Genomic DNA, 13,828 nt, shown 5'->3' on the forward strand with positions numbered 1-13,828 from the left:
GCTATTGGATTCATGCCATTAAGTATACTAGGTGGCAAATTGAATCAGACTGCCCTGTAGAATCCGCATAAAGCGAAGAGATAGCGTCGCTCTTAAAATGATGACGAGACTGAGAGAAGAGATGGAGCGCATGCGCGAACAGATAGTGATCCAAAATTAATTTTCGCGTGTGATTACTGACTTGACCAAGCTCCCTATGAAGAATCCAGGCTTCCCAAATATTGGGGCTATCAATAACTCTAGATATTCCCCGCTCACTCCGGGGTGAATATGAAATGCTCGTGAGAAAGACCGTATAGCTGAAAAGGACCAGACGTGATCTCTCAAATGTGCATACCCCAGTTTCCACGCCAGACTCTCCACCTAAGACAGACCCTTACGATGAAACGGCAGATTGTTATGAGGATCTCAACAGAGACGGAAAATTAATATCCTGATAGTGCAGTAACATCCAAGAGAACAACCATGGAAGAACTGGTATCTATCATCATTACAACGCACTATCGTAATAAACCACTCCAGAACGCAATTAAAAGTGCGTTGAATCAAGAATATCAGCCAATTGAAGTTATAGTCATAGATGATTCGGGGGAGCGCTACGCCGAGCCAGTAGTACAAAAATATGATGTCCAATACGTCGCTCATAAAGAAAATATGGGACAGGTATCGGGTTGGCAAACCGGCCTCAGAGTGGCTTCAGGGGACTATATTCAATTCCTTGATGACGACGATATACTTAAGGAACAAAAAATATCGGAGCAAGTGAAGATTCTTAGGGATCAGCCAGACACTGGAGTTGCGTATTGTGGTGTTGAACGTCAGGATGGGTTCGTGAATCTTCCTCCAGAAAATGCTCGTGGTGATGTCGAGGAACTTATGTTACAGATTAATTTTTCTCCGGCTCAAACATCAACTCTGTTGATGGAGCGAAAGTGTTTAGATCGCATCTCACCTCTCCCAGATTATCAGGCAGGAACTGACATCCCACTCCGTATCGAACTTGCTCAGATTACTAAATTCGACTTCGTGAATGAACCACTCGTGAAACGCCGCGTAGAATTTGGTACACAGGCCACATCGCTGGCAGCCATTGATGCACGAGAACGAATGCTTAACGACTATGAAGATTTATATGAAAACTATCCCGAGAGAGTTCGTCAAGAAGCTATAGCAAATGTATCGCGATTCCAAGGGCTCGTCTATCTTAATCATAGTATCTGGTCACGGCATGCGATAGCTTGCTTCTGGCGGGAGATCCGGACGGATCCCAATACTGATACAGTCTCAGTCGGTCGATTCCTCGCCTCGATTTTTGGATCACCCGGTATTGATATCTCGGAAAAGTGCTTTGATTTTTACACAAGTAGGTAGATTTTCATTACTGTTATTTTCTCACGCATACAATGGAACTAACGATGGCCGAGTGCCCGAAGTTGCTCTTCTACTCTTTTTCAGACTGTTTAACGGACTTGTGTTCAGCAGGCATCAATTCCCCAGGGCCTTCCGCGGTTGTCTCAATCCAAGGAACCTTATGTACAACGGCTCTGTTGAATCACTAGACAGCGTCGGGATGGGTCGCTAAATCGAAGGAGTTGAAGCGGGAGACTTCAGTTGTCTATGACCCAAATCTCCCGCTTCACTAGTGAGATTGTCTCGATTGCTCAAAGAGTTGCTGGTGATGAGGACGAATCCGCCGCCCCGCAAGGTGGCGGCGGATTCTCCGATTCTGCTCTCATTTCTCTCCATTGTCTACGGATTTATTTTGATACGTCGTACCGAATGACGATTGATCTGCTGAAGGAGATGCCACAAATAACCCGGGAGATCGGCCTCAGCGCAGCCGATCTCCCTTCGCCGTCCACGTTGTGTAAGGCATTCGATCGGATCAGTATGAACGTCTGCCGAGTGCTGCTGCGCCAGTCGGCGCAGCTGCACGATCCTTCGAAACACGCTGCTATCGACGCCACATTCTACGAACGCTCAGCAGCGAGCCGCCATTACTGCCACCGAATAAACTACCGCGTGCAAAAACTGAAAGTCACGAAGCTCGTCGATACAGCGTCTCAAGCAGTCCTTGACGTTCACTGCTCGACGACTCGGGACGGAAGTGACGCAGACCTCGCTGAGCAGATCGCCCGCCGGAATGCGGGCGATCTGCGGTCTCTCGCCGCCGATAAAGGCTATGACAAGCAATCTCTTCGTGGCGCTCTGCGCGAAATCGGCGTCAGACCGCTCATCAAGCACCGTATCTTCGCTCCCTACGATCACGCTCACAACGCCAGAATCGACAACCAACGCTACAACCAGCGCTCTATGACAGAAACCGTGAACTCGGCAATCAAGCGCTCGCTCGGCTTCGCCGTGCGAGCGCGTTCCTGGTTCCGTGAGTTTCGAGAAATCGCTCTGATGTGTGTCGTCTATAACATCAAGCGAGCCGTGAAACAGTGAATTCCACCGCAGTATGGCGATTCAACACAGCCGTACAACAGGATGTTGAAGACCAGTCCGATGATCCCACAGGAACCGCTTACAAAATGCGTGGCCTTGATCTGCCGTGATAGCTGCCTTCGTTGCATCAATGTTTTCTAGCAATACAGGAACATCATCAGAAATCAAGTCATCAAGAATGAAACAACACTACCTAAATCCCGGAAAAATATCTTCTGATAATGACTGAAAACAGAGACGAACAATCTACAGGTGATTCGCTTGCCACAGTCCTCTCGGGTGGCGCGCTCGTCTCCGCTGGCAAGGTTCTTGCGTTAGGATTCGGGTTTTTTACGCAGATCGCGATGGCTCGTCTCTTGACGGAGGCAGCCTACGGGAATGTCGTTTTAGCGTTAGCCGTCGTGAACATCGCCGGACTCGTCGCTAAACTTGGCCTCGACGACGGCGTCATGCGAGAGTATCCACATCACGAGGATGATCCTGCCGAGGCCCATGGTGTCGTTCGTGCAAGCACAGTTATAACAGTAACTTCAGGGCTCGTCACCGCGATTGTCCTATTTCTCGCTGCACCTACTATTGCACGCGTGGTCTTCGACGATGCATCACTCATTCCACTGTTCCGTATCGGTTCGATTGCGATTCCGTTCATCACGACGAGCAGCGTTGCAGTGTCGCTAGCGCGTGGAGCTCGTGACGCTCGAGTGCAGGCATACGTACGGCAGATTTTCCAGCCCGCGGCGCGTCTGCTGTTCGTTGGGGGCCTTCTCCTCGCAGGGTTCAACGCGGTCGGTGCAATTAGTGGACAAATCGCAGCTATCGTGTTAGCTGCTCTTGCCGCATTCTATATGGCACGACGGTCGTTGCCGTCGTTCGACGTTTCACCGAACCCAATGTATCGTTCGGTACTTGCGTTCTCACTACCTTTGATCGCGGTCCAGGGTATGGGATTTCTCAATTCGAACGTGGATGTCTATATGGTCGGGTACTTTATGAACTCATCTTCACTGGGTGTTTACAATATCTCACTTCAGCTGGGGAATATCGTCAATTCTATTCTTGGTACTACGGGGTTTCTCCTTCCGCCTATGCTGACCCGTCTCCAGCAGCGCGGACAGAATACTGAGATGCTCCGTACGTATCAGGTTGTCACAAAGTGGATGGTCGTTCTCATTATACCCGTATTCATCGTTCTCTTTTTCGCCCCTCGATTGGTTATCGGGCTGTTCTTCGGTGAGTCGTACACCCGTGGTACGTTAGCATTGCGAATTCTTCTTGCCGGTAAATTCATCACTATTATTATGGGACTGAACAGCAGCGCTCTCATCGCACTTGGAAAGAACCGAGTCGTCTCGTATATCGTATTCTGCGAGACGGCGGTAAACGTAGCGATCAATTTCATCCTCATCCCAGTTATTGGGTTCGAAGGTGCCGCGATCGGGATGACAATCAGCACAATCATTGGCGACGCACTGGGAGTGGCAATTCTCTACCGTCGGTTCGGACTTCATCCGTTCACTAGGAGTGTTCTATCTCCGGTAGCTGCAATTGGGGTCGTTAGCACAGTTGGATACGGAACTCTTTGGCTACTTGGCCTTCCAACGTACTTGACAGTGGGACTAGTCGGCATAGCGTACTTGCCGATTATCGCAATTCTCGCACCCGAACCCGAAGATGAGAAATTACTAACTCAAGTCGAAGATCAAACGGGATATGATCTTGAGGTTGTTAGAGATGTGGTGAGCTCTTTCAGATAACCGAATTGAAAAGAGGGGCTGGGTTTCATAGGTTAGATTTGTGAAGAAGCACTGACGGTACCTGCTGCCCCCCGCACACGCTGTATTTCAGCTTCATGCGACAGCCGTGACGAAATTATTTGTTCGGCTAGTTCCGTGAAATTCGTAGTATTTTCTGTCTCTTGATCTCTTTCAGAACTAAGTACGTATTCTGTACCATTCTTTGACCTTTCAGAATCGACTGTTGACCAGTACTTCCTCTCAGTAGTTCGGACCGCTATCTGATTCGGCCGGAACGTACGACTGAGTGTGTACCTCGATTCATGATCCGTTGGGTCGAAGTCATCCTTCGCGATACTCACGATTATGTCATAGATTGAGGTGAGTGAGACGGGACCCGTGATCTCGTCACTGGCATCAGCATCTCTTACGACGAGCGGAACGTGAACGTTCTCCTCGAAAAACGTCCCCTGATGTCCCCACTCGCCGTGATCCAATGGACCGAATCCCTCTCCGTGATCTGAGTGGACGATCAACGACGTGTCTGACGACACGGTCTCAGACAGCCAACCGATAAATTCGTCCGCGTCCTCGATTGCGTCCTCGTATAGTTCCATCATCGCCGTGGGATCTGGAGATAGCGGACCATCAGTCCCGGATCAGTAGCGAACGTTGTTCGTGACCATCCGAAGCCAGCTGCTTCGCCGATGTTCTGCGTGCGGTAAGTACGGGGTGTGCGGTTCGAGAAGGAATATCCAGAGGAAGTAGGGTTCTGAAGCGTCGTTCAACCACGAAGATAAGTCTGACTGATATGATCTTCAGGGTTGAGCGATTCGATCCTGCCCGCAACGCGGCGGTCGAATGGTGTCTAGATGGTTTCTTCAGCTGCGTTTCACCAGATTTTCCCCTCATTTGTTTCGTCAAGGATGTATTTCGAGTATATCTGACGAGCCATATCGCGTCCGGGCCTGCCGAAGAACGCCGCAATCGCGTATCCGGTTGTTGCAATTGACGGTGAGTTTTGCGCTGCACATAGGCCGTACCAGATTGCTCGCAGTGACCATATGTGGTCTCGGAACTCTGCTTGTGCTGCTAAAAGGTTCGTTGCGGCTGTAGCACGGCGATACGCTTCTGGATGTTCTTGATAGAGGTCGCGGTACTCTGTGATTGTTTTTCGGCGGTTCTCCACGATCTCTTTTTCCCCTCCTACTCCTGCCTCTCCCGGCTGCCGTTTAGCAACAACCTCATTCACGAATTTATATTCTGCAAATTGTGCCAATTCGATATTGACTGCTATATCATCGCTTGGGAGTGTCTCCATCCTAGGTATCCTCTTCAGGGCTTCTGCCGAAATTAGCATAGTTGATGGGATACACGGTGCCATCTCGAATGCAAGTGCTTGCGGCAGTACATCTTCCTGTACCTCAGGGTTAGGTTGAAGTATACGTCCGTCTGGCCACTGGATTGCTCCATATACGACTTCTGCTCCAGTTTCTTCTGCAGCCTCAACTTGCGATTCGATAGCAGATTCTGTTAGCGTATCATCGTCATCTAAGAAGTGGATATACTTGCCATCAGCCTCGTCAATTCCGAGTTGACGGCACCCTGCGATACCGGGATCTGGGGTTGGTGAGAGATAGGTGGCTCCGAAATCTTCAGCAATATGTTGTGCGTTCCCATCAGCACCGTCTACGACGAATATTTCGACATTCTCTTCTGAGACTGTTTGGTTTTTAACACTCTCTAGGGCTCCTTCGAGTGATTCATTCCGTCTAAATGTTGGGATGATAACCGAAATTCTGGATATCATCTCTGTCACCTCACACTTTGTGATTGGCTGTTATATCGCCACGTGTGTTCACCCTCGCCGGGCGGCTGGACGCCCTCGAGGGCTGAGAGGCTGTCCCGCCCCTTCACACAGTTCGACCAGAACGAGGCGCCGGTGGCGTAGTCGATGTCGTCGGGGTCGACCAGCTCGAGGAAGTCGGCGCGGGTGGCGGAACCCTCGCATTGAAGATAGGCGTACAGCCAGGCAATCGCCCGTCGACGGCGCTCGTAGGTCTCCCCGGAACCGAGAAAGTCGAGGTCGTCGGGCACGTCCGCCGACTCGATCTCGGCGATCGCCTCGCCGCTCTCCTCTGGTTCGGCGTCGACATCGCCGCGCTGCTCGCGGAGGCGGTTGAGTACGTCGTTGAATGACTCGCCGGGGCGTTGCTTCTGTTTGGTGAACCACCGCCAGTTCGGCGTGAAACTATCTCCAGTACTCAAGCCAGTCTTGTCTGCCCGAAGGCTGTCGATGGTTACAAGAACGATATTGGAGTGTTCAGCCATTTTATTTGAATAGTAGATCAATCGGTTGATAACATTAAGCCAGTAATGATTCACCGGACTGATTTCGATATCAGTTCAGTGTTCGGTTATCATATGAGTTTTCGTAATAAATAACACCATATCCATTCGAATACACCTGGCTTCCAGTCGTGAACGCATTCATATCTCTTTGATAAAAGTTGAATTTGTATCCAATAGCGAAACCACCTAAATCCCGATTATGTGCAAGCAAGGCGAGGAAATCGCCGGATGGTACGTCCGACTGATTTGCGCCAATGACGTTGTAACTGAGCGGCAAATCCGTCTGCTCTGCGAGTGTCCCGCGGTAGTAGTCTCGTTGGTTGTCCATTCGCAGGCCAACGTGAACGGTCTCTTCACGGGGGATCTGATTTCCCCTCCACACGTGCGTCTGAACGTTACAGCGCCCACATGCCGTGGCACGTAACCGGAAATCCGGGTCGTCGCTGTTCAATAACCGTTCTCCACTCAACGAATTACTCGGTGCGACATCGTTAGTAACGGTCTCGGAGACGACGCCGATATTCAATAACAGAAACACCGCAAGAACGAGAGAAAGCGTTGTCCGACTTGGAAGATACCCGGACCAGGTTGATGAAACGCGACTGAAATCGTGCCGGAACATCCACTCCAAGAAGTTCCCAGATTCCCGTGAGCCGATTACTGCGAAGGGAACTGCGAATGTAAATATAATCATCATCACGCGCGCGACCGCGAACCCGTTCCCCGAGGGAAGTGCCGACCCGACGAACATACTCATAAAACCGATTGCGACGGCGAGATAACCGGCGTCGATCCGCTCGTCCCTGAGTACGACGAGCCGAAGCACAGCAATAGCGATGCCGAGCGACATCAGGAGACCGAATACCACATAGAGGTACTTCGAGACAGTGATCGCAGTCCCGGCATAGGTCTGCTGGAACGACGATACAGTACTCCCACTCGCCTCGGCGTAGAGTACCCCACTTACGGCGTCAATGATCTTGCGAGGCAACACCGCGAATTTCGCACCCTCGGCGGTATAGAGGTACCAGGCCATTGAGAATATACCATAATAGGCGAGGTACGACGGTCGGAGTAGAGGAGGTGCGACCCCAGTCAGCGACGTACCCAGAGACCTCCTGCCGCCATCGGATTGAACCGCTGTGAACCGCTTCGGGAGCCACCTCGGAATATTCAGGTAGAGCAATACCTGTAGTGTGTAAAACGCCGCTAGACCGGACATCAGTGCGAACAGGACCACGTAGGCTGTCCCGTAGTGGGATACGGCAACCCCGAATCCGAACGCGAGCAGGAACAGTTTCTGAATCGACGCGGGAAGCTGTCTGTCACTAAACGCCAGTCCGAGAAGCGCGATGAAGATGACCGGCGTCGCCGCGCGTCCCGCACCCGGATAGAGGACGTAGAACGAGTACGCGGACATAAACAGGAACGCCGACAGGAACGCCTCCTTCGGAGAGATGTGCCGCCGGAACGACTCGTAGAGCGTGACCGGCAGGAACGACACGAGGAACGTGTTCACGATACTCCACTCGACCGCTATCGGGAGCCCCGAGACCACCGCGTATACCGGGAATAGAACGCCGTTCGCGAGGAGTGACCCGAGCCCGTCGCTGTGGTTCGGAATCCATCGGAGGTGTTCCATCGTCACCTGCGGGAGTGGCTGAGTGATCGTGTACGAACCAAGTCCCATCCCGTGGAACAAGAGTGCCAGCGCAATCGACCAGACAGTCAGCGGGAGGTACCACGTCTCCCGCGATCGAACCGTGACGACGACTGGGATCACCGCGATCGTCGTCAGCAGGCCGAGCAACACGAGGTTGTTCCCGGTCAGTTTGTAGTGGATCGTTCCGAGAACGCTCGTTGGGAGAAACAGGAGGAAGAACGGGGTTCGAGGATCCGAAATTCGATCTTCGGGAACGCGAAACGTCAGTGATCCGCTACTCGTCCAGGCCAGAAGACCACTCAGAACGACCCACGTGACGATGAGCCAGTCCAGCGAGAGCGGCCGCATAATCCCCACAGCAGGGAACAGGAGGCTCGTCGCGCCGCCGACGAACATCACGAGAAAGAGACTCAGACCGAACGCGTAACAGACGGTCGTCGTGAAACTCTCCTCGTGGTAGTCGAACTGGAGGAGGACGAACAGTCCCGGAACGAATGTGAGGAAGACGACCGCGAGGAGCGTCCTGAATAACACCAGATCGACTACGAGGTCGCCCAACAGATCTGAGAGTTTTACGAGAGCGAGCGCCGCCACGGAGAACGCGAGGAGCGATCGCCCTGTGATCTCGATCTCTACGTGACCGTCCTGCCGACGGAACGGCTTGGTTAGCGTCGCACGAACGTAACGAGTGTTCATATTCTGTAGAGATCAGCCAAGCGATCGACCCGCCGGTCCCACCGCATCGTCTTGGCTATCTCTTCGACCCTCTCACTCATATCTCTTTGCCGCTCCTCATCCTGCAATACCTCCTGCACCGCGTCCGCGAACGAGGAACCAGATTCAACGGCCACTGCCGCGCCCTCGGCCGCAAGTTCCTCGACGACGCTCGGCCCCGCAGAGACCACCATCGGGACTCCGAGGGCCGCGTAATAGTAGAGTTTCACCGGCGAAGACGCGCGCTGGAGCCCGGACGACTGCTGGGGGTTGATCGCGACCGACGACGACGCCACCAGCTCGAACGCCTCCTCGTCGGGGAGTCGACCCGCGATCCGTAACGAGTCCAGCCCTCGTGCGTGCTTCCCTTCTTCGAGCACCTCGTGCTTCGCCCCGTCGCCGATCACGATCAGCTCTTCGACCTCCGGGAGGGCCGCCGTCTCGAAGAACGCCTCGGCGTCGAGTTTCGGATGGAGCGTCCCGAGGAACGCCACCCGACCGGGGACCGTCTCCGCGGTCCGGTACGCCTCGATCTCGTCGGCGAAGTACCCATTGGGGATCACCGTGATCGACTCGGGGTCGACGTCCCACGCGTCGCTGACGAGTTCCCGCATCCGCTCGGAGACGACGACGACCGCCGCGGCACCGCGGACCGCTCGCCCCTCGATTCGCCTGATGGCTCCCTGGACGAGTGACCCCGCGGGGAGATTGCCGTACAGCGGCGATTCGAACGCGAGGTCGTGCATATCCAAGACGAACTCGTGGGCGCCGAGGATCTGACCGACGCCGCCGAGCGTCGAGTGCTCGAACTGGACCGTCGCGTCGGTCCGCGATGCGATTCGGTTCGCTCGCCTGGCGATCGCCGCCGCCCGCAGCGGCTGGTCGACGACGCCGGAGTTCGGAACGGAAACGGGCGATACGTCGACTGCCGAGAGCCGAGAGGGGAACTCCCCTTCGGGTTCCGGGACCACGAGCGTGACGTCGTGACCGTGGTCGACGAGCCCCGAGGCGAACGCCGACACGCGGTTTGTGCCGCCACTCGGCCGACTCACGTCGCCGCCGTGCGCGATGACGATGCGGTCGCTCATAACGTCTCGTCCGTCGCGAGGGCGCTCGCCGCGGAGGCGATCGAACGCCGCTCCCGCTCTCCCGCGCGGTATCGCGCGACGACGGTGTCGATGGCTTCCGGGAGCGTCGAGTCTCCCTCACCCTCCGAAAGCGCCAGTCGGTGCGTCTCCCCGGGAATCCGTACCGAGAGCGCGTCCCCGTCGCGAGTCCGAGCCACCGCCGGACGCGTGGGGCCGATGGTCGTGTCTCCAGCGGCGATAGAGGAGAGTACGTCGGGCAGTTCACGGAGTGAAAACGGCTCCGAGATTTCCCCTGCGGGCGGTCCGTCGACGACCAACGGCACCCGCACGTTCTCCTCGTAGAGATACGGCTCGTGTCCGTACACGTCGTGCTCGCCGAACGCTTCGCCGTGATCTCCGTGGACGGCGATCACGGGGTCGTCCTCCCGGAGGTCCGAGCGCAGGCGCTCTAAGAACGCGTCCGAGTACCGAACGGAGTCGTCGTACGCGGTCACCAGTTCCCCGTGGACAGTGTCCGAAAAGGGCGTTTCGTGGCTCTGCCGCCAGAACTCCACGTTCGCGCGGAACTCCCGCAGTCTCGACTGCGTTCGGTACTCCGCAGAGGAGAGATAGGGGTTGTGCGCGTCCATCAGGAACACCCACAGGAAGTACGGCTCCGTCGCGTTCCGTGTCCACTCGAGGACCTCCTCGTAGTAGGACTCCCAGGGCTTGAACACTTCCTCGCGCTGCCAGAAGTTCACGAACGCACGGGCGAGCGACGACGCGCCGCTACCCTCCAGGAAGCCCTGAAAGACCGTCTCGTACAGCGATCCGCGGTTCGATTCGTCCATAAAGTCCTGGAAGTGATCGAACCCCTGATCGAAACCGAAGTGTCGCGAGGTGAAGGGGTTCGGGGTGAACGCGGCGGTTTCGTACCCCAGCTCTCGCATCCGCTCGGGTAACGTATATCGTGCCTCCATATGCGCGCGGATGCGTTCGCGGCGACGCACGAGCTCGGAGTCGCCGTCGACGTCGCGATCGACGGGCCAGTCGCCGGTGAAAATCACCGGCATCGACTCCGGCGTCGCCGGGCCGGGAGCGATAGCGTGCTCGAACTTCGTTCCCTCGCGAGCCATCGTATCGAGCGTCGGCGTCGTGTTCCGCTCGTACCCGTAACACCCGCAGTGATCGGCTCGGAGGCTGTCCACCGTCACTAACACGATATTCGGCCGCTCCACGTCGTTCATAGCTCCACCTCACCCTCCGTTACCGCTTCGCGCGCGGCCTCGACCGCGCGACGCTCCTGTTCGTCGTGGACGTGCGATCGAAGAGCATCACCGAAGGCCGCGCTCGACTGCGGGTTCTCATCCGAGCGGTCCCGCTGTTCATCGGGATCCGCAGAGAGGTCGTAGAGTTCGCGCCGGTCCGATTCTTCGATGTACTTGCCCGATCGCGTCCGGACCGCAGCCCGTCGGTTCCCTTCGGCGAACACCTTCGAGACAACCCACGGCCGGGCCTCCTCGGAGTCGGTCAACAACCCATCGACGTCGAAGGGGTGTTCCGCGCCGCCGAGTTCAGCGATCGTCGGTGCGAGTTGCCGCAGTTCGACCGGTTGCTCGACGCGTCCCCGCTCGTCTGCGTTCCACACCACGAGCGGCACGTGCGTTAGATCCTCGTAGAGGTACGGCTGGTGACCGTACCGACCGTGCTCGCCGAACTCCTCGCCGTGATCGGCGTGAACCACGAATACGGGGTCGTCGTCCGCGAGGTCATCCCGCAATCGGGCGAGGAACTGATCCCCGTACCGGATGGAGTCATCGTAGAGGTCGATCAGACGCTGGTGCTCCGCCGCTGAGAAGTCCGGCGTCCACCCGCTGTCGAACATCTCCCAGTACTGCCGAAACGCGGCGTACTTATCCGACCGCGAACTCCACTGCTGGGTGTCGCTCGGCGGCATCCACGGATGGTGTGGCTCCAGGAGGAGGACCCAGAGGAAGTACGGCTCCTCGGCGCGTTCGCGAAACGCGAGAATCTCGTCGTAGAAGTCTTCCCACGGCCGCAGTACCTCGCTCTGTGTGACGACGTTCCGGAACAACCGCAGGTACGTCGATAGTCCGCCCCCCTCGATCGAACTCTCGAAGATCCGCCGCCACGCGCGTTCGAGGACACCACGGTCCTCTGCGAGGAAGTCTTCGAACCAGTCGAACCCCGAATCGAAGCCGAAGTAACTCGACGCCGGCGGATTCGGGGACAGCGCGCCGGTACTGTATCCGGACTCCGAGAGCACCTCCGCGATCGTCGGCCGTGACGTCACCTGCTCGCGCTGCTGTTCGTTAAAGCCGATCTCGGGACTCGCCAGCGAATGCCGACCAGTCATCACGCTCGTCATCGACGCGATGGTCGGCACGCCCGACGCGATCGCGTTCTCGAAGAGAAGCCCCGAATCCGCCATCTCGTCCAGCGTCGGCGTCGTGTTCCGTCCGTACCCGTAACACCCACAGTGATCCGCCCGAAGGCTGTCGTAGGTCACGAGGACGACGTTTCGTCGCTCGTCCGAGCTCACGCGTGTACCTCCTCGTATACCTCGATGAACCGCTCGGCAACCGACGGCCAAGCGTACTCCGCAGCCTTTGACCGCGCCGCGTCCTCGATGTCTGTTCTCGAATCTACGATTAGATTCAACATATCCTCGATTGCGTCCGTGAGTCCGGAGACGTCACCGGGATCCGCCAGCGTGCCTGTCCGTTCAGAATCGATCAAGTCCGGGAGACCCCCAACTCGTGTGCCGACTACGGGTGTTCCCGCAGCCATCGCCTCGATTGCAGTCATCCCGAATCCTTCTTCGAGAGACGGAACGACGAGCGCATCCGCGAGGTGATAGAGCGCCGTGAGGTCCTCCCCGGGAACAAAGCCGGGCATCGTAATATGAGAATCCAGTCCGGCGCGTGCTATCAACCTTTCTACTCGTTGAGTGTACGACACGTCGAGGTCAGCCTCGCCAGCGAGTACGACATCGACGTCATAATCCCGTTCGTTCACGACCCTATCGATCGCACCCACCAACTCTGTGACACCCTTCCGGGGCATCAGTGTCCCCACGAACAGCAGGACCGGTCGATCGCCGATCCCATATGTCTCACGGACCCGCTTGAGAGCCGCAGTGTCGACCGTACCGAACCGTTCGATGTCGACGCCATTGGGGATGATCCTCACAGACGACGGAGGAACCCCCCGGTCGACGAACGCCGATTCGATGGCTGGATTGAGGACGGTCGTCTGTGCAACGCGGTTCGCGAGGAAGACGTCTGGCGAGAACACGGAGAGGAATGAGGGAACATCGGGACCGTCTCCGTCACCCTCCTGTCCTCCTTCCAATAGGTCTAACCGCAATTCTCCGAGGTGGGCCGTGTACACCATCCGATCGCGCAACCACGGCGCAACGGTCGCGAGGACGTTCGCCGCAAACGGGAGGTGGACGTGAAGCACATCGAACTCCATCCCGCGGAGCCAGCGCAGCGCCGCGAGAGCGAAGTTCGTCCGATCGGCGACGAGGCGCACCGCACCGCTTGGAGACGTCACTTCCTCGTAGGGAACGCGCGTCCACGGTTCGTCTGCGCCAGTCCGGAGGTCGAGACGGTGGAACGCGACGCCCTCGTGTTCGGCAGTCGCCGGGAGTCCCTCCCATTGCCGTTCGAGGACCGTCACCTCGTGGCCTGCGGCGGCGGTCCCGCGGGCGACGTTCCAGACGACACCGGGGACAGATCCACGGCCCCGGTACACCTGTTCGTGGCCGTCGTAGAGGTGAATGACGCGCATTACTGACCAATTCTCCCTCGGTGACGATTACTTCT

Annotated in this window: 11 protein-coding genes; 3 read left to right on the forward strand and 8 right to left on the reverse strand. The window is 56.4% G+C overall.

Going from position 1 to position 13,828, the window contains the following annotated elements:
- Positions 1-465: 465 nt before the first annotated feature.
- The 3 genes from DV707_RS05680 (at position 466) to DV707_RS05690 (ending at position 4,202) form a co-directional block, all read left to right on the forward strand.
- Positions 466-1,371: a glycosyltransferase family 2 protein gene (locus DV707_RS05680; RefSeq protein ID WP_103990193.1), complete on the forward strand. Its 906-nt coding sequence runs from the start codon at positions 466-468 to the stop codon at positions 1,369-1,371.
- Between the two features lie 246 nt (positions 1,372-1,617).
- On the forward strand, positions 1,618-2,448 hold the full coding sequence (locus DV707_RS05685) for an IS5 family transposase (protein ID WP_103990192.1): 831 nt from the start codon (positions 1,618-1,620) through the stop codon (positions 2,446-2,448).
- A 221-nt stretch (positions 2,449-2,669) separates the two neighbouring features.
- Positions 2,670-4,202, forward strand: coding sequence for a flippase (locus DV707_RS05690; protein ID WP_103990191.1), 1,533 nt, complete (start codon positions 2,670-2,672; stop codon positions 4,200-4,202).
- 32 nt (positions 4,203-4,234) lie between these two features.
- Here the strand turns inward: DV707_RS05690 and DV707_RS05695 are convergent, their stop codons facing one another.
- The 8 genes from DV707_RS05695 to DV707_RS05730 form a co-directional block, all read right to left on the reverse strand.
- Complete coding sequence (locus DV707_RS05695; RefSeq protein ID WP_136361798.1) at positions 4,235-4,801, reverse strand: sulfatase-like hydrolase/transferase; 567 nt, start codon at positions 4,799-4,801, stop codon at positions 4,235-4,237.
- Between the two features lie 272 nt (positions 4,802-5,073).
- Positions 5,074-5,991, reverse strand: coding sequence for a glycosyltransferase family 2 protein (locus tag DV707_RS05700; protein WP_103990190.1), 918 nt, complete (start codon positions 5,989-5,991; stop codon positions 5,074-5,076).
- A gap of 5 nt (positions 5,992-5,996) precedes the next feature.
- A complete protein-coding gene (locus DV707_RS05705; RefSeq protein ID WP_103990189.1) occupies positions 5,997-6,512 on the reverse strand; it encodes a hypothetical protein in 516 nt (171 codons plus the stop codon).
- A 70-nt stretch (positions 6,513-6,582) separates the two neighbouring features.
- On the reverse strand, positions 6,583-8,892 hold the full coding sequence (locus DV707_RS05710; RefSeq protein WP_103990188.1) for a DUF2206 domain-containing protein: 2,310 nt from the start codon (positions 8,890-8,892) through the stop codon (positions 6,583-6,585).
- Positions 8,889-9,998 carry a glycosyltransferase family 4 protein gene (locus tag DV707_RS05715; RefSeq protein ID WP_103990187.1) on the reverse strand — a complete coding sequence of 370 codons (1,110 nt, stop codon included), beginning with the start codon at positions 9,996-9,998 and terminating at the stop codon, positions 8,889-8,891. The genes DV707_RS05710 and DV707_RS05715 overlap by 4 nt, the downstream gene beginning before the upstream one ends.
- Positions 9,995-11,224: a sulfatase gene (locus DV707_RS05720; RefSeq protein ID WP_103990186.1), complete on the reverse strand. Its 1,230-nt coding sequence runs from the start codon at positions 11,222-11,224 to the stop codon at positions 9,995-9,997. The genes DV707_RS05715 and DV707_RS05720 overlap by 4 nt, the downstream gene beginning before the upstream one ends.
- Positions 11,221-12,540 (reverse strand): sulfatase, encoded by a 1,320-nt coding sequence (locus tag DV707_RS05725; RefSeq protein WP_160113905.1) that lies wholly within the window; start codon positions 12,538-12,540, stop codon positions 11,221-11,223. Before DV707_RS05725 ends, DV707_RS05720 begins: the two co-directional genes overlap by 4 nt.
- The gene (locus tag DV707_RS05730) at positions 12,537-13,793 is read right to left on the reverse strand and encodes a glycosyltransferase family 4 protein (protein WP_103990184.1); all 1,257 of its coding nucleotides are present in this window, start codon (positions 13,791-13,793) and stop codon (positions 12,537-12,539) included. The genes DV707_RS05725 and DV707_RS05730 overlap by 4 nt, the downstream gene beginning before the upstream one ends.
- Between the last annotated feature and the right edge of the window lie 35 nt (positions 13,794-13,828).

It is taken from the genome of Halobellus limi (assembly GCF_004799685.1).
GTDB classification, from domain to species: domain Archaea; phylum Halobacteriota; class Halobacteria; order Halobacteriales; family Haloferacaceae; genus Haloquadratum; species Haloquadratum limi.